The 14,708-nt window shown below is 43.5% G+C and carries 12 protein-coding genes; 4 read left to right on the top strand and 8 right to left on the bottom strand.

Annotated elements, in window-relative coordinates; translation table 11 throughout:
- Positions 1 to 181: hypothetical protein (locus BO225_RS12420; protein WP_198936074.1), on the top strand; the 181-nt coding region annotated here is incomplete at its 5' end.
- A gap of 70 nt (positions 182 to 251) precedes the next feature.
- Here BO225_RS12420 and BO225_RS09695 read toward each other — a convergent pair.
- From BO225_RS09695 to BO225_RS09685, 3 genes are read right to left on the bottom strand one after another with little or no spacing between them, the layout of a single operon-like run.
- Positions 252 to 2,834 (bottom strand): ABC transporter ATP-binding protein/permease, encoded by a 2,583-nt coding sequence (locus BO225_RS09695; RefSeq protein WP_076342035.1) that lies wholly within the window; start codon positions 2,832 to 2,834, stop codon positions 252 to 254.
- A gap of 51 nt (positions 2,835 to 2,885) precedes the next feature.
- The gene (locus BO225_RS09690; RefSeq protein ID WP_076342034.1) at positions 2,886 to 4,121 is read right to left on the bottom strand and encodes a chloride channel protein; all 1,236 of its coding nucleotides are present in this window, start codon (positions 4,119 to 4,121) and stop codon (positions 2,886 to 2,888) included.
- 51 nt (positions 4,122 to 4,172) lie between these two features.
- Positions 4,173 to 4,559, bottom strand: coding sequence for a desulfoferrodoxin family protein (locus BO225_RS09685; RefSeq protein WP_076342033.1), 387 nt, complete (start codon positions 4,557 to 4,559; stop codon positions 4,173 to 4,175).
- A gap of 96 nt (positions 4,560 to 4,655) precedes the next feature.
- Here BO225_RS09685 and BO225_RS09680 point away from each other — a divergent pair, with 96 nt between their 5' ends.
- Positions 4,656 to 5,471 carry an RluA family pseudouridine synthase gene (locus BO225_RS09680; RefSeq protein ID WP_076342032.1) on the top strand — a complete coding sequence of 272 codons (816 nt, stop codon included), beginning with the start codon at positions 4,656 to 4,658 and terminating at the stop codon, positions 5,469 to 5,471.
- On the opposite strand, the gene BO225_RS09675 is transcribed toward BO225_RS09680, so the two are convergent.
- Genes BO225_RS09675 through BO225_RS09665 form a run of 3 tightly spaced genes read right to left on the bottom strand, consistent with a single transcriptional unit; the run spans position 5,454 to position 8,107 of the window.
- Entirely contained in the window at positions 5,454 to 6,749 is a 1,296-nt protein-coding gene (locus BO225_RS09675) for a patatin-like phospholipase family protein (RefSeq protein ID WP_076342031.1), read from the bottom strand. The two genes, BO225_RS09680 and BO225_RS09675, sit on opposite strands and share 18 nt — an antisense overlap.
- Positions 6,750 to 6,774: 25 nt before the next feature.
- Entirely contained in the window at positions 6,775 to 7,179 is a 405-nt protein-coding gene (locus tag BO225_RS09670) for a hypothetical protein (protein WP_076342030.1), read from the bottom strand.
- A gap of 58 nt (positions 7,180 to 7,237) precedes the next feature.
- A complete protein-coding gene (locus BO225_RS09665; protein ID WP_076342029.1) occupies positions 7,238 to 8,107 on the bottom strand; it encodes an RluA family pseudouridine synthase in 870 nt (289 codons plus the stop codon).
- A gap of 169 nt (positions 8,108 to 8,276) precedes the next feature.
- On the opposite strand from BO225_RS09665, the gene BO225_RS09660 reads away from it, so the two are divergent.
- Positions 8,277 to 9,794, top strand: a complete 1,518-nt coding sequence (locus BO225_RS09660; RefSeq protein ID WP_076342028.1) for a 4Fe-4S dicluster domain-containing protein — start codon at positions 8,277 to 8,279, stop codon at positions 9,792 to 9,794.
- Between the two features lie 54 nt (positions 9,795 to 9,848).
- A complete protein-coding gene (locus tag BO225_RS09655; RefSeq protein ID WP_076342027.1) occupies positions 9,849 to 11,774 on the top strand; it encodes an NAD(+) synthase in 1,926 nt (641 codons plus the stop codon).
- A 17-nt stretch (positions 11,775 to 11,791) separates the two neighbouring features.
- Here BO225_RS09655 and yihA read toward each other — a convergent pair whose 3' ends face one another.
- Entirely contained in the window at positions 11,792 to 12,388 is a 597-nt protein-coding gene (gene yihA / locus BO225_RS09650; RefSeq protein ID WP_076342026.1) for a ribosome biogenesis GTP-binding protein YihA/YsxC, read from the bottom strand.
- Complete coding sequence (lon, locus tag BO225_RS09645; RefSeq protein WP_076342025.1) at positions 12,381 to 14,693, bottom strand: endopeptidase La; 2,313 nt, start codon at positions 14,691 to 14,693, stop codon at positions 12,381 to 12,383. Before lon ends, yihA begins: the two co-directional genes overlap by 8 nt.
- Positions 14,694 to 14,708: the final 15 nt, after the last annotated feature.

Genomic DNA, 14,708 nt, shown 5'->3' with positions numbered 1-14,708 from the left:
TCCACAGGAACGTTTTCACGGACTTACTGCATCTGAAGTAAGAGAAGCTGCAAAAGCAACCGATGAACCGGTACTGTATCCAATCAAAGAGAATAAACGAATCAAAAAATACTGGGAAGGTATAGATAAAAAAAAGGCCTCTTTAATAGCAAGTGCTATTAAAGAGGCGGATCTCCAGTAAATTATTTCCCGTGTCTACTTGACAGGGTGCTGATCATTCATTTGAAACTCTGCTTTTTTCAACATCTTTTTTATTCGCTTCTCAATGCTTCGACTGGATCCTTTTTGCTTGCCATACGAGCAGGAATCAATCCGGCAAGCATTGTCAGCGCTAAATTGATCAAAACAAGGAACAAACCGCCTTGCCATGGAAGGCTTGCGATATGTTCGACTTGGGTAAAATGTTCTACAATCAACGAAATCGGAATATTGAGCACGATCGTGAACAAGATCCCGAACAGTCCAGAAATCAAACCAATGATAAACGTTTCCGCGTTGAAGACATGAGATACATCTTTTTTAGACGCTCCCATCGCCCGCAAGATACCGATCTCCTTTTTGCGTTCCAAGACCGAAATATAGGTGATGATCCCGATCATGATGCTAGAAACGATCAGCGAAACAGAAACGAACCCGATCAAGACATACGAGATCATATTGATGACATCGCTGACTCCAGAGAGCATGACGCCGATCATATCGTTATACGAAATGACATTCTCATCTTTTCCTTCAACTTCTTGAAGCTCGTTGTATTGGGTGATCATATCGCCTAAAGTTTCTTTGTCCTCAAAACTCGAGGCGTAGATATTGATCGAAGAAGGTGTGTTCGGATCGAAGACTCCTAGTTTAAGTAAATTCGAATCATAGCTAGCGTTCGTGTTCGCGTTCATGGTCGACATATATTCCATCAATTCGCTTTCTGAAAGCTGGGCAAGCATCATTTTCTGCTCGTCGCTCAAATCATCGATCGAAAAACTCGAATCGCTAAACGCTTGTCCAGTAAAGACATTAATATCTTTATGCGCTTTTTGTTCTTTGACGATCTCAAAAGAATTGTTCTTTTCATTGATGTAGTCGATCAAGCTTGGATCATAATAGATCCCGCCCATGCTTTGAGAATTTACCGTTTTTTCTTTTGGCTTCACGATCCCGACGATATGAATATCCTCGCCATTTGCCACGATCTTTTTCAAAGCTTCTTCATTCTCGCTTTGATCGACCCAGACTCCATTTTTCTTTTCATACAAAGAGGGATTCAGAACAAGCTTGAACGTTTTGTTCAAGAGCTCTTCTTTCGTATAGCTCACATTCTCTCCCGCTTGCAGTTCTTTCGTTTTGCCGTTAACAATATCCTCATAGTTTTTTACGAGTTCATCTTGATCCATCAAGCCTAGCGAATATAAGGCATAATCTGTGATCTCGTTGTTTTGGTCGACTTCGAGCACGACTTCATTGTATTTTGAAGGCATCCTTCCATCCACCACATCATATTCTTCATCAAGAAGCGTCTTGCTTTTAGGGAGCGGAAGCCACACCTCGTTGCCCCCATTTATATCCGAAGGCATGAATTGTGAACGCATCTGCATCATCGAACCCATCCCTAGACGATCCATCAAGCCATTTGGCGAAACTTGCACTAGACTATTCTCGCTCAACGCTTGATCATTATAAACAAGCACATTTGTGTTATACTTATATTCGATCGCTTTGGCTAAGTCTTGAAACTCTTTTCCTTCGCTGCTTTCCAAATACGTTTTAAATGCGCTCAAATTGTTTGTTTCCGTTTGCGAGATCGATTGAATGATCTTGTTCGCAAAATTTTTAGAACGGATCGTATCTCCTGGCTCTTTTCCCTCCTCTTTGTCCATATCCATCATAGCGGACATCAAGACGGACATATCGAGAGAATTGTCTTCAATCGAAATCGGATAGGAAGCCATCGTATCGTTTTCGACCGAATTGATATAATTCTGCACACCATTGGAGAGCGACATGATCAAGCCGATCCCAATGATTCCGATACTTCCCGCAAACGCCGTCAAAAACGTCCGGGCTTTTTTTGTCATCAAATTGTTGAGCGAAAGCTGGAACGCAGTCCAAAACGACATAGACGGCTTTTTCATCGCCGTTTTATCGTCTTTCTCGTCTTCTTGATCGGCTGGATCTGAATCCGAAATGATCTGTCCATCCTTCAATTTGATGATGCGGGTCGAGTAAGTTTGAGCGAGCTCCGGATTGTGGGTGACCATGATGACAAGCCGGTCTTTGGCGATCTCTTTCAATAGATCCATGATCTGGACGGATGTTTTCGAGTCGAGCGCTCCTGTTGGCTCGTCCGCTAGAAGAATATCCGGATTATTAACGATCGCCCGCGCGATCGCGACGCGCTGCATCTGTCCTCCCGACATTTGAGTTGGCTTTTTATCGACTTGATCTTTCAAGCCCACTTTTTCCAAAGCCTCTAAGGCGCGCTTCCTTCTTTCCTCTTTGCTAACTCCCGTCAAAGTCAGCGCCAATTCCACATTGGAAAGCACGCTTTGATGCATGATCAAATTATAAGATTGAAAAACGAAACCGATCCGGTGGTTTCGATAGGTATCCCAATCTTTATCCGTGTATTTTTTAGTCGATTTGCCATTGATGATCAAATCGCCACTCGTATAGTTGTCCAAACCGCCGATAATATTCAAGAGCGTCGTTTTACCGCACCCGGAAGGGCCTAAAATCGAGACGAATTCGTTATCGCGGAAATTGACACTTAAATCGTTGATCGCTCTAACAAAGCCATCTCCCGTAATATAATCTTTGATTAAATGCCTACATTGAAGCATGGATACTCCTCCTTTTGAGTCATTATAAAGGTCAAAAATTCTAGTGTAAAGTTACCCTTCTCTTTTTTGCAAAGCATAAATAGATTGGTGACGATTCACGATATGAGCCACTGCGCATACGATAAAAAAGAGCGGAAAGTATTGGAATCCAAAAATTTCCATCCCGATCATGACTGGCGCAAGGAACGTGTTTGTTCCCGCCCCAAAGACCGCCGAATAACCCAGCGCGGCGCCCATCACAGGCGGAAAACCAAAGAAAGAAGCGACCATAAAGCCAAGACTCGAGCCGATCGCAAAAAGCGGTGTCACTTCTCCGCCCATGAAACCGATCGACAAGCAAAAGATCGTGCAGACGAATTTTCCGATCCAATCGTACCAATAGATCGTTCCATACCGCAAGGCCGCATCGATCAAGTTTTCACCAAGCAGACTGTAACGGCCTTGATTCCATACAAATAAAACAATGGCGATCACGATGCCCCCATAAAAGATCCGTTTGTATGGATCCGGGATCTTCCGCTTCATCGCTCTTTTAACCTTTTTCATCGTATAGGCGAACAAGCCTCCAACGATCCCAAACAAGATCCCCAAGCCAACGAGAGCTAAAAGCATTTTCCAAGTGATCTCAAAAGGAAATTGAATATTTTCAAATTTTTTATAGATCCCGAACTTCGAGGAAAGCCACGCGGCACTGAAAGAGGAGCTGATCGTAGGGGCCATCGCTCGATATTTCAAAACGCCCGCGACCAACACTTCCATCGCGAAAAAGATCGCAGTAAAAGGCGTTCCAAACAAGCCGGAGAATCCAGCAGCCATCCCTACCACCAAAAAAATCGATTTTGCGTCTTTATATTTGAGAAAAGGTTTAGAAAATGTATCCGAGATCGCTGCTCCGATCTGCATCGCAACCCCTTCCCTACCAACACTGGCTCCAACAAGATTTGAGATCCACGTTCCTAAAATCATCAATGGGACCATTCTTTTAGGGATCCGCTTGCTGATGCCTTGAGAAACTTCAAATACAAGATTCATTCCTTTCATACAATCTTTTCCAGTATGTTGGAAAAGATAGACGATCAAGAGCCCTGCTAGAGGCAAGATCAAAAGCAGCCAGTTTTTCGTTCGATGATGGATTTCGATCATATATTCGAGCCCATAGCCGAAAAACACCTCAAAAAGGGAGACACATAAGCCGATCACGATTCCGACCAAAGTCAAAACGGCGAGTTCTTCATAATTCATGAATGTGCGCTGAAGAGCTTTTTTAAATAGTTCTTTTTGATTCATTGTTTCCTTTCAAAAAAAAGATGTGATCTAAGATCACATCCTGTTCGTATCTTAAAGTTCGATCTCTTTTTTCCAAAGTCCGTGTAAATTGCAGTATTCGTAAACGCTAACTTTTCCGTTCTTGTCTTTGATATCGAATACAGCTACAGGTTCTTCTCCTGGCTTCAAAGTCGTTTTGTCCACTGTTCCATCTGGATATTCGACCCAAATGTTCGTGATATAGTGCTCGTTGAGCATTGGGTGTTGGACCTCACCAACTTGGACATGTAATTTATCGCCTTCTTTGATTACAGCAGGCACGTGCTTTTCTAAAGCTGCATCTGTAGTATCGGCAACCAATTCAACCATTGGTTCTCCGCCCAATGTAAGATCAAGTTCACCTTCTGGTGCGTAGATCACTTCTACAACTTCACCGTTTTTACCTTTATAGAGTTTCATTGCTTTTTACCTCCTCTTGTTCTAGTTTCTATTATATTCATATTTCTGATCGCTTCCTACTTGATTGCATGAATTTCTTCTTGCTATTCTAGAGCTATGGAAACAATAAAAACATATCCTGACCAAGTCACAAAAGTCAAGGGGAGCCTTACAGAAATCCTTTCTCGCTACGCGATCACGAAAACCGCATTAAAAAATTGGACGATCCAAGAAAAGGAGTCGTATGTCGATTTTATTCCCAAAAAAATCGATCCTCCTCTGTTCCAAGAACAGGAAGCGAAGATTGTTTATGAAGACGAAGCATGCCTTGTCGCTTATAAACCCTTTGGACAGCTTGTCCATAGCGATGGGTCTGGCGAAAATACGCTCGAAGACGATGTGAACTCGTATTTAGCGCTTCAAAACTTTCCATATAAAGCGAAAGCTTGTCATCGGATCGACACGTCGACATGCGGACTTGTCCTCTTTAACAAGATCCCTTTTCTGCAAAATTTTTTCGATAAGCATTTTCGAGATCAAACGATCGAAAAAGAATATTATGTTCTCGTGGATGGCCTTTTTCCTTGGCCAAAAAAGCGAGTCAAGAAACCGATCGGCAAAGATCGGCATGATGCCAAGAAAATGATTCCATATTCGCAAGGAAAGGAAGCGGAAACTCTGTTTGAAAAGATCAAAGAAGCGAATGGACGCACTTTATTGAAAGCGAAGATCTTTCATGGCCGGAAACATCAGATCCGTGTTCATGCCGCTTATCTTGGCTTTCCGATCGTCAACGACCGACTTTATAATCCTAACCATAAAGCAGGTGTACTGGGATTGGAGAGCATGCATCTAGTTTTCGATTCTCCTATTCAAACAAAAAAAGTCGACATCGAAGTCGACTTGGATCCAAGACTAGCTGATTTCATTTAAATAAATATGCAGCTCGTACCATATAAGAGCAAGGATATATTGAACATCAAAAACGTTTTTTAAAGGCTCATAAGTAAGCGGCAGTTTACCGTTGTTGTTTTGAAGAAGCAAATGGAAGAGATTGACGATCTCTTCTTTTTTGCGATTGTGCATAAAATCGTGGATCGATTTGATCGAATCCGGGACTTCAAGATGTGGCAAGGCTTCTAATCGATGATCCAGCTCTTGAAGAAATTGGGAATAATCATACAACATGACAGGATCTAGATTGGCAATAAATGCTAAACATTCGATTAGGCGACCATAAAAGTAATCGTTCGTATTGTACTTCGAGTCCAGCTGACTAGGCTTGTAGCCTAAAACTTTCTGGTAGGCTTTCTCATTGATGCCCTTTACAAAGATCGATGCGTGGTTCTGGTTTTTAAGCTTTAAATATTGCTCGATCATAAAGATCTTCGGCCAGCTTTCTTTTGTAAATGTGAACAAATAGCCACAGAACTGGCTATAATACTTCATTGTCTCTAAATACCCTAAATGAAGCGAGCGCTTCGCTTGCTGGGGCATGAAATCTAAAAAGTTGCCAAGCGGAAGAAGTGGCTGGATCAATTTCACCTGCAAGTTCGCATCGATCTTTTTGACACGACCAGGACCATGGACATCGATCACGACAAATTCATTGGCACCCATTTCTTGACATAACGAAATTGGAATATTGTTCTCAAAGCCTCCATCGATATATAAGTCGTCTTTGATCTTGGCGATCGGAAAAGCTGGATAGCAAGAAGCGGAAGCGATAATGATGTCGATCGCATCTTGTCGAGTCATCTCTTTTTTAAAGAACGCTTCGCCTCGCATTTTTGTGATATTGTAGGTCATACACGCGTAGTTGATCTTGGAAGCCATAAACGCGTCATAATCGAACATATGTTCGATCCTCTCTTTTAATGGCGAAATATCGCTTCCCTCTTTGATATACGATTTAAAGAATGCGAACAGCGTTTCTTTGTTCGCCACGATTTCATCAAAGTTTTCTGGAAGATCCGGCATATTGGTGATGATATGACTTGGCTTCAAGGTATAGACGAATTCGATCGCATCATGAAGATTGCCTTGGACATAGATCGCGCCTACGATCGCGCCAATGCTTGTTCCGCTCACGCAATCAAAATGAATGTTGCATTCGCGGAATGCTTGCCAGGCGCCGACCTCATAACAACCTCTTGCTCCTCCGCCCCCTAATACGAGTCCACGCACTTTTTTATTTTGTTCTTGTTCCATGTCGAAAGTATACCATGACTCGATTTTAGAGCGGTATCATGACGATCGAGAGAATGGAGCCAAGCATCAAAAATGGAACGAATGGGATCTTTTGCTTCCTGAAACAAAATGTAATCATCAAACCGCTGATACAAGCTGCACAAACCATCGCGTGCATTTGGGCGAGATTGAAAAATGTCCCAAAGAAGAATAAAAGAAACACGTCGACCCAACCGATCATGCATGGATAGATCCAATAGATCAGCAGAGCAGACACCCCATAGAGCATTGGAATAAAGCCTTCTTGAAAAAAAGAGGTTGGAGCTAGAGAGACAAGCAACCCCCAATCGAGCACAAGAAAGAGGATGAGTTTTACGGGAACATAAAACGTTTTCAGATCCATGTAAGTTCCTAAAAGAAGAAGGAGCCAAATCACGCTCCAAAGCATCATAATAAAGAATCTCATATCTTATAAATACGACTTTTTGAAGCGTTTTGGTTCCTATTTCTTATTTTTTTGTAAATTCGTTGGTTTCAAATTCCATTTCGATCGGATCGATCTTGATTTTGTACGCGTCCAGCTTCATGTCTTCGCTAGACAAGGAGCCATATTTTTGGTCGCCCACTAAAGGATGTCCTAGATAGGCCATTGATGCCCGGATCTGATGAAATCTTCCCGTGATCAATTCGACTTTGATCCAAGTGTTTCCGTTTTCATACTTATATGGATAGATTTTCATGACCGCCTTTTGGTAGCCTTCTTTAAAGGTCGGTGAAATATAGGCTTTCGTCTCTCGTTTTTGAAGATAGAGAACGATCAAGCCTTCTTTTTCCACATGGCCTTCTACATAGGCATTATAGTATTTATGAATATGGTGATCTTGGATCGCCGCATTGATTTCGCGGCTTGCGTAGGCGTTTTTAGCTCCAATGATCAAGCCAGACGTATTGCGGTCGAGTCGATTGCAGATCGAAGGTGTAAAATGGTGTTCGCTTTTTGGATCGTATTCTTTTTTTTGATAGAGATAGCTCTTGAGTCGTTCCACGACGCAGTCTTCTTGTTCTTTACTGCTTTGAGAAAGCAGGCCGGCCGGCTTGTCGATCACTACGATATTATCATCTTCATAAACGACATTCAGTTGGGCGTTTTTTTGAAGATATACTTGTTTTTCTTGGAGGATATCGTCGGGCAAAAATAGCTGAAGCTGGTCTCCTGCTTGCAGCATTTGGTCGTAGTTTGCCCGTTTTCGATTGATCTTGATCTTCTTTTTACGCAGTGCTTTATAGAGCATCCCGGATTTGAGCTCTGGAAATGTTTTAAATAAAAATTTATCAAGTCGCTGGTTGGCGTCATTGACTTGGATCGTTAATTCTTTCATATATGGAATCCTTTCGTGTTTCGTTTATTTTTAGTATATCTCTGTTTTACTTTTTTTCCTTCTTGTTCGATTTCGTTAATTTTTTCACGAATGAGGTTTCCTGTTTTCGGCTTTTTCGATATAATATAGAAAGTCAGCCGGAAGCAACGGCAGTAAGAAGGAGTAAACTATGAGAGGAATTTATAATTCGGTTACTGATATTCGAAGAAAGGTTTTTTCGGAAATTGCGAAAATGGCCTACGACGATGTAACAGACTATGCAAAACGCATCGAAGAGATCCCCTACGAGATCCTTCCAGGAACAAAAGCAAAATATAGAAACTCGATCTTTTTAGAGCGAGCTGTCATTGGCGAAAGATTGCGTGTTGGAATGGGCCTTCCCCTTCGTGAAATGGGAGAATATGGCGCTTTGAGCGATGGAATCGAAGAGAGCGTTATCGCTACGAAATACTATGATGATCCTCTTGTCAATATCATTAATTTCGCTTGTCATGGCTGTCCTGAGAAAAAAGTGTTCGTGACAAACGGATGTCAAGGCTGCTTGTCGCATCAATGCACGGAAGTTTGTCCTAAAGACGCGATCCATATCGTTGATGGGCACTCCAAGATCGATCAAGATAAATGTATCAAATGCGGAAAATGTATGGAAGCTTGTCCATATTCGGCGATTATCAAGATCGAGCGTCCTTGCGCAGCCAGCTGTGGAATGAATGCGATCACGAGCGATGAAGATGGAAAAGCAAAAATCAATTACGATAAATGTGTAAGCTGCGGCATGTGTCTTGTCAATTGTCCATTTGGCGCGATCGTCGATAAAGGTCAGATCTTCCAAACGATCTATTCGATCAAGCAAGGGGAACGTGTGGTTGCTGCGATCGCTCCTGCTTTCGTCGGCCAATTTGGCCCTACTGTAACTCCGGATAAAGTCAAAGCGGCTTTGATGGAGCTTGGATTCGCGGATGTCGTGGAAGTTGCGATCGGCGCCGATTTATGTACGATCGAAGAAGCGGAAGACTTCCTTGACAAAGTGCCCGAAAAACAACCATTCATGGCCACAAGCTGCTGCCCTGCGTGGTCTGTGATGGCGAAAAAGGAATTCCCGCAATTCGCTCCTTATATCTCGATGGCGCTTACCCCTATGGTCTTGACTGCCCGTATGATCAAGAAGGACGATCCAAACTGTAAAGTTGTTTTCATCGGTCCTTGCGCGGCGAAAAAGCTCGAGGCTTCAAGAAATTCCGTTCGTTCCGATGTTGATTTCGTACTCACTTTCGAAGAAGTGATGGGTATGTTCGAAGCGAAAGGTGTAAACTTGTTGTCGATCGAAGATGTGACCCCTCTAGAAGCAGGCACGAATGATGGTCGTGGTTTTGCGGTCAGCGGTGGCGTGGCGAAAGCGGTCAAGAACGTGATCGAGAAAAAGCATCCGGAAATGAATGTCAAGGTGCAAGCGGCCGAAGGTTTAAAAAACTGCAAGACGATGCTCATGATGGCCAAAGCAGGCCGTTTGAATGGATATTTATTAGAAGGTATGGCTTGCCCTGGAGGCTGTGTAGCGGGAGCTGGAACGTTGCAGCCGATCGCGAAGTCAAGTGCGGCCGTTAAACGGTACGCGACAGAAAACGCGAAGAAAACTTCAGATGAATCGCAATACGCGGACCGTCTGCATGAACTCGCGGAAAACTAAGATGTTATAATGAAACCATCGAGCGATCGATGGTTTTTTTGAAAAGGAGATAGTATGGACCGTTTTTCCTATTATAAGGTGGCTGCGATCACTCCACCGGTCTCGATTGGAGATCCGCATCAAAATGTCGATGCGATGATCGATATCCTCCATCGTTTGGATTATGATACGCAGCTAGCCGTTTTTCCCGAATTGGCGATCACAGGCTATACATGCCAAGACTTGTTTTATGAATCGCTGCTTTTGAGTGAAGCGAAAAAAGAGCTTCTTCGTATGGCGAAAGAAATGCCAGTCAACCTCGCTTGCGTTGTAGGTGTTCCATTATTGATCGAGGGGACTTTGTATAATTGCGCCGCGTTCTTGTTCGAGCAAAAGATCCTTGGAATCTATGTGAAGTCGTTTATTCCTGGTTATAACGAATACTATGAACCTCGTTGGTTTTCAAGCTCTGATACGCTAAAATGCGATCGCATCGTTTTAGGCGACCAAATCGTTCCGCTAAGCAAGCATATCGTCTTTCATGATCAAACGACAAACGCGACCATTGGCATCGAGATTTGTGAAGATCTATGGGTCAGCATTCCAATGAGCAGCGATCACGCGCTTGCAGGCGCTAACATTCTTGTAAATTGTTCTGCGAGCAACGATATCATCAGCAAAGACGAGTACCGTCTTTCTTTGATCAAGCATCAATCTGCAGCTTGCTACGCGGGATATGTATATGCTTCTGCGGGCGCGGAAGAAAGCAGTTCGGATCTTGTTTTTTCTGGTCATGATGTGATTGCTGAAAATGGCCGCATCCTCGCGCAATCAAGTCTTTACGAACCTAAAGATGTAATTTATGGTTTGATCGACCTGGAGCATCTACAAAATGATCGACTTCATTTTAAAACGAGTCTTTCTAGAATGCCGAAACCAGACTATATCCATATCCAATACGCTTCTATGCCGATCCAGGAAGTTGAATTGATCGAAAGGATCGACGCGTTTCCTTTCGTTCCAAAAGATTCAGCCAAGCGGCTTGAGCGATGCCAAAAGATCTTGACGATCCAAGCGCAAGGACTAGCTACCCGCTTAAAGAAGATCCATTGCGAAAACGCGATCATCGGGATTAGCGGAGGATTGGATTCTACGCTCGCTTTATTAGTCACGTATCGAGCCTTTAAGTTATTGGGACTCAATGTCAAAGGGATCCATGCGATCACGATGCCTGGTTTTGGAACAAGCGACCGAACAAAGAACAACGCGATGGAGCTGATGAAAGAACTTGGTGTCTCGATCCAGACGATCCCGATCCAAAACGCGGTCCTGACCCATTTTAAAGATATCGACCACGATGAGTCGAATCACGATATCACGTACGAAAACTCGCAAGCCCGATATCGGACGATGCTTTTAATGGATCTAGCCAATAAATACAATGGGATCGTTATCGGCACAGGGGATCTTTCTGAACTTGCGTTAGGATGGTGTACGTACAATGGAGATCATATGTCAATGTACGCGGTCAATGTGAGTGTCCCGAAAACATTAGTCCGTTATATCGTTGAATCGGAGGCGATCAAAGCGAAAAAAGATGGAGAGGTTACTTTAGCCGCTGTACTTCTCGATATTTGCGATACTCCAGTCTCTCCAGAACTTCTTCCTTTAGATGAAAGCGGCAAGATTGCTCAAAAGACCGAGGAAGTTCTTGGAAGCTACGATTTGCATGATTTCTTTTTGTATCATATGCTTCGTTATCATGAATCGCCAAAAAAGATCTTTGCGTTGGCAAGATCCGCTTTCCCATCGATCGAGACTTCTGTGATCTTAGAAGCTCTTCGAACGTTTTATCGTCGTTTTTTTACTCAACAATTTAAACGAAACGTCATGCCAGATGGCGTAAAAGTCGGTACGATTTCTTTTTCTCCTCGTGGAGATTGGCGGATGCCAAGCGACGCTTCTGTTCGGCTATGGATGCGAGAAGTCGAACAATTATAGCAATTAAAAAAGATGGATCATTGCTTGTCCATCTTTTTTGCTTGTTCGATTCGTTTTTGTAGCTCCTCTTCGACCTGCTCAAAGCCGATCTTCTCGGTGGAAGAGACGGCAAAAATATGAGCAAGAGGGATCTGAAGCTTTTGCGAGATCTTTTTTAAATGATTGATCCGTTTTGTTTTAGGGATCTTATCGATCTTTGTCGCGACGGCGACGATCGGAATGTGCATCTCTTTAAAAAAATCGACCATTTCCATATCGTCTTTCGATGGATCGTGACGCGCGTCGACCAATTGAACGACACATGTCAAATTTTTCCGTTTGAGAAAATACTCATCCATCATTCTTCCTAATTTCGCGATTTGCGCTTTTGATAATTTTGCGTATCCATAACCTGGAACATCGACTAAATACCAAGCGCCGTCGATCATAAAGAAGTTGATCAGCTGTGTTTTCCCTGGCGTGTTTCCGACATAAGCGAGTTTTTTTCGATTCGTGAACGCGTTGATAAACGAACTTTTCCCAACATTGCTTCGTCCCACCACGACAACTTCAGGGCGATCGGCTTCCGGATACTCTCCTTCTTTTGTCGCGCTCGTTAAAAATTCACTATTCATAAGCTACTAGAGCGTTTTTCAACACTTCCTCCACCGTGCTGACTGGAATAAATGTTACGGACTTCTTAACTTCTTCCGGAACTTCGTCAAGATCCTTAACATTCGCTTTCGGAATCAAGATCGTTGTGATTCCTGAACGGTGCGCGGCTAATGATTTCTCTTTCAATCCGCCGATTGGCAGAACGTTCCCTCTCAAAGTCACTTCACCAGTCATGGCGAGGTTGGCTTTGACAGGCTGATCGCTTAGGCAGGAGACCAGAGCCGTAGTCATCGTGACCCCTGCGCTTGGACCATCTTTAGGAACCGCTCCTTCTGGAACGTGGATGTGGATATCTTGTTTTTCGAAGATTTGCGGGTCGATGCCATATTCCTTGGCGTGCGCGCGTACATAGTCGAGTGCGATCGTCGCGGATTCTTTCATGACATCGCCTAATTTCCCCGTCAAGATCAGTTTACCAGAACCTTGGAAGCGGTTCGCTTCGATCTGAAGGACATCGCCGCCAAATGAGGTGTAAGCAAGTCCTGTGACCGTACCTACTTGATCTTCTTTTTCTTTTTGACCGTATTCGACTTTTTCGTTTCCTAGCCATTTATGGATAAGTTCTTTGTTCAGGACAATCTTTTCTTCATGATCTTTCAAGATCGCCAAGACTGTTTTGCGACAAATCGTCGCGATCGTACGTTCTAATTGCCGCACACCGGCTTCTCTAGTATAATAACGGACCAAGTACAAAAGCATATCGTCATCGATTTGCAGCTGGCCTTCCTTCAACCCATTTTCTTTCATTTGTTTAGGAAGCAAATGCCGCTTGGCGATATTGACTTTTTCCGCGTCCGTATAAGAGCTTAGCTGGATGATCTCAAGACGATCCTGCAAAGCTGGCGGAATATTTTCCAAGTAGTTTGCGGTCGCGATAAAAAGCACTTTGCTTAGATCATAAGGCTCTTCGATATAGTGATCGGAGAAAACCGAATTTTGTTCAGGATCGAGCACTTCGAGCATGGCGCTGGAAGGATCGCCTTTATAATCAGAAGCCATCTTATCGATCTCGTCGATCAAGAAGACCGGATTGATCACTTCTGCCTTTTTCATGCCTTGAATGATCCTGCCAGGAAGGGCGCCTAAATATGTACGGCGATGTCCTCTTATTTCGGCTTCATCACGAACGCCGCCTAGCGACATTTTCACAAAATGACGATCGAGCGCCCGAGCCACGCTGCGGGCTAGAGATGTTTTTCCGACTCCTGGAGGACCGACTAGACAAATGATCGGCGCTTTCAAAGAGTTTGTCATTTGTTTGACAGCGAGGTACTCCATGATCCGCTCTTTGACTTTATCAAGTCCATAATGATCTTCATCCAAGATCTTTTGGGCTTCGTTCAAATTCTCATTGTCTTCTGTTTGCTGCCACCAAGGAAGATCCATCAGCCAATCGATATACGTCTTGATGACGCCCGTCTCGCCGCTTGCTTGCGGAAGCATTTCATAGCGAGCGAGCTCGTCTTTGACTTTTGTCTTGATATATTCTGGGTATGGATTTTCGTCCAAACGTTTCCGGATCGATTCCGCGTCTTTGTCGGCTTCGACCACGTCGCCAAGCTCTTCCCGGATCGCATGGATCTTCTCTCGTAAATAGTAGTCCTTTTGTCCTTGATCGATCCGCTCTTTTACAGTCTCGTTGATCTTCTTTTCAACTTCCGACATCTTCTTTTCTTTTTCAAGATCTTGAAGAAGCATGATCAAACGTTCATTGATTCCTGTCGTTTCAAGGTATTGTTGCTTGCGTTCGACAGGAAGAGGAAACGCCTGGACCGCTTTATCGGATAGTGCGTCGGCTCCAACACCCTTGGAAAGCTCGATCATGAGATCTTTCGAAACAAATCGTTCCCCAGGATGCATTTGTTCAAAAGACGAAGCGATCATTCGCACAAGCGCGCTCTCTTCCGTCTCATCTTCCCTTACACTTGGTAATAATTCGACGTGCGCCATTTCTGATAGGGATCCATCGATCCACTTTTTCAGGCGTACGCGGGATAATCCGCGGAATTTCACACGCAAAAACTTATCGAAACGACGAACATGACGGATTTCGCATAAAGTTCCTACATGGTAGATATCGTCTTCTTGCGGATTTTCTTGATCCATCTTTTTTTGCGAAAACAATACGATTTGATCATCATAATTGTCTTGCGCGTTTTCAATTGCTTTTAAGGAAGCCTCTCTTCCTACATCAATTACGATTTCCTGATTTGGAAATATGATCACCCCTCGGGTGCAGATCAAAGGATAGATTTTATCACTCATCCAGATCCTCCTTTT

Origin of the sequence: Dubosiella newyorkensis, from assembly GCF_001945605.1 — a bacterium.
Taxonomy (GTDB): domain Bacteria; phylum Bacillota_I; class Bacilli_A; order Erysipelotrichales; family Erysipelotrichaceae; genus Dubosiella; species Dubosiella newyorkensis.
This window is presented reverse-complemented; position numbering and strand designations above follow the sequence as displayed.

Coding starts and splice junctions, on each gene's coding strand:
- BO225_RS09695 (WP_076342035.1), bottom strand. CDS start 2,834: ATGCTTCAATGTAGGCATTTAATCAAAGATTATATTACGGGAGATGGC.
- BO225_RS09690 (WP_076342034.1), bottom strand. CDS start 4,121: ATGAATCAAAAAGAACTATTTAAAAAAGCTCTTCAGCGCACATTCATG.
- BO225_RS09685 (WP_076342033.1), bottom strand. CDS start 4,559: ATGAAACTCTATAAAGGTAAAAACGGTGAAGTTGTAGAAGTGATCTAC.
- BO225_RS09680 (WP_076342032.1), top strand. CDS start 4,656: ATGGAAACAATAAAAACATATCCTGACCAAGTCACAAAAGTCAAGGGG.
- BO225_RS09675 (WP_076342031.1), bottom strand. CDS start 6,749: ATGGAACAAGAACAAAATAAAAAAGTGCGTGGACTCGTATTAGGGGGC.
- BO225_RS09670 (WP_076342030.1), bottom strand. CDS start 7,179: ATGATGCTTTGGAGCGTGATTTGGCTCCTTCTTCTTTTAGGAACTTAC.
- BO225_RS09665 (WP_076342029.1), bottom strand. CDS start 8,107: ATGAAAGAATTAACGATCCAAGTCAATGACGCCAACCAGCGACTTGAT.
- BO225_RS09660 (WP_076342028.1), top strand. CDS start 8,277: ATGAGAGGAATTTATAATTCGGTTACTGATATTCGAAGAAAGGTTTTT.
- BO225_RS09655 (WP_076342027.1), top strand. CDS start 9,849: ATGGACCGTTTTTCCTATTATAAGGTGGCTGCGATCACTCCACCGGTC.
- yihA (WP_076342026.1), bottom strand. CDS start 12,388: ATGAATAGTGAATTTTTAACGAGCGCGACAAAAGAAGGAGAGTATCCG.
- lon (WP_076342025.1), bottom strand. CDS start 14,693: ATGAGTGATAAAATCTATCCTTTGATCTGCACCCGAGGGGTGATCATA.